Consider the following 1,633-nt stretch of genomic DNA (forward strand, 5'->3'; position numbering starts at 1 on the left):
CACTTTATATTTATTGTATATCTGTTGCAGTTCATAAATAAAACTGATACAATGTGCATATGAACGAATACAGAAAAACAAACACAACCGTATCATTAATCAACTATCATTTCGTTTTCTGCCCTCGATACAGAAGGAAAATATTCCTTCGTGCTGATGTAGAGAAACGATTCAAACAATTAGTCCCAGAAATATGTGAAGAATTAAAAATCGTTATTGTCGCTTTAGAATGTGACAAAGACCATACGCATATGTTTCTCAACGCACTGCCAACACTCAGTCCTGCAGATATTATGGCAAAAATCAAAGGGGTGACTTCTAAAAAATTGAGAGAGGAGTTTCCGCACCTTCAACACTTGCCAAGCCTGTGGACACGTTCCTACTTCGTTTCCACCGCAGGAAATGTATCAAGCGAAACGATAAAACGAACGCTATGTCGAACAACAAAAAACAAGGGGGTGAATGCTATGTCGCAGACCATCACAGTCAAGGTTAAATTGCTTCCGACAAAAGAGCAGGCAAACATCTTGCAGGAGATGAGCAGGGCATACATTTCGACTATCAACATGCTTGTGTCTGAAATGGTCGCTGAAAAGAAAAGCACAAAGAAATCGAGCAAAGATATTTCCGCTCCCCTGCCGAGCGCTGTAAAAAACCAAGCCATCAAGGATGCGAAGAGTGTGTTTAAGAAAGCGAAGAAAAGCAAATTCGCTACCGTTCCTGTCTTGAAGAAGCCTTTCTGCATCTGGAATAACCAAAACTATTCGTTTGACTTCTCGCACATATCAATGCCAATCATGATGGATAGAAAGGCAACTAAGACACCTATTCGTGCTTTGTTGATTGATAAAGAAAATCGCAATTTTGATTTGCTGAAACACAAATTAGGTACGCTTCGAATAACGCAAAAGTCAGGTAAATGGATTGCCCAAATTTCTGTCACCATTCCCACTATTGAAGGACCAGGCTTAAAAGTCATGGGTGTCGATTTGGGTTTAAAAGTGCCCGCTGTCGCTGTAACGGACGACGAAAAGGCACATTTCTTTGGCAATGGCAGGCAAAACAAGTACAAGAAGCGCAAGTTCCGCTCTGTCCGTAAAGCGTTAGGTAAGAAAAAGAAATGGAATGCCATTCGCAAGTTGGACGATAAGGAACAACGCTGGATGAAGGACCAAGACCATAAGGTTAGTCGTGCAATCGTAAATTTTGCAAAAGACAATAAAGTTTCCGTCATTCGCTTGGAGCAATTGGCGAACATCAGACGGACGGCAAGAACGAGCCGTAAAAACGAAAAGAATCTGCACACTTGGTCATTTTATCGCCTGTCTCAATTCATTGAATACAAAGCGGGTTTGGAAGGTATTAAAGTTGAACATGTGAATCCTGCTTATACAAGCCAAACATGCCCGAAATGTTCTGAAAAGAACAAGGCGCAAGACAGAAAATACAAGTGTAAATGCGGCTTCGAAAAACATCGTGATTTAGTCGGTGCTATGAATATTCGATACGCACCTGTGGTTGGCGGTAACAGTCAATCAGCCTAAGATGCTATACGCACTGTCTTGGGAGGGGTAATGAGATGCCCTTATCTTGAAGGCTGTTCAAAACAGAAATGGACTGCGAACGCTTAGTC

1 protein-coding gene and 1 pseudogene are annotated in these 1,633 nt (G+C 41.5%); both read left to right on the plus strand.

All coding sequences use genetic code 11. The features are described 5' to 3' along the window. Positions 1 to 59 precede the first annotated feature (59 nt). Positions 60 to 462: pseudogene (tnpA, locus tag ELQ35_RS23345) on the plus strand (IS200/IS605 family transposase). A 5-nt stretch (positions 463 to 467) separates the two neighbouring features. Then, positions 468 to 1,544: an RNA-guided endonuclease TnpB family protein gene (locus ELQ35_RS22340; RefSeq protein WP_126867371.1), complete on the plus strand. Its 1,077-nt coding sequence runs from the start codon at positions 468 to 470 to the stop codon at positions 1,542 to 1,544. The last annotated feature ends 89 nt before the right edge of the window (positions 1,545 to 1,633 follow it).

It is taken from the genome of Peribacillus cavernae (genome assembly GCF_003989135.1).
GTDB lineage: Bacteria > Bacillota > Bacilli > Bacillales > DSM-1321 > Peribacillus > Peribacillus cavernae.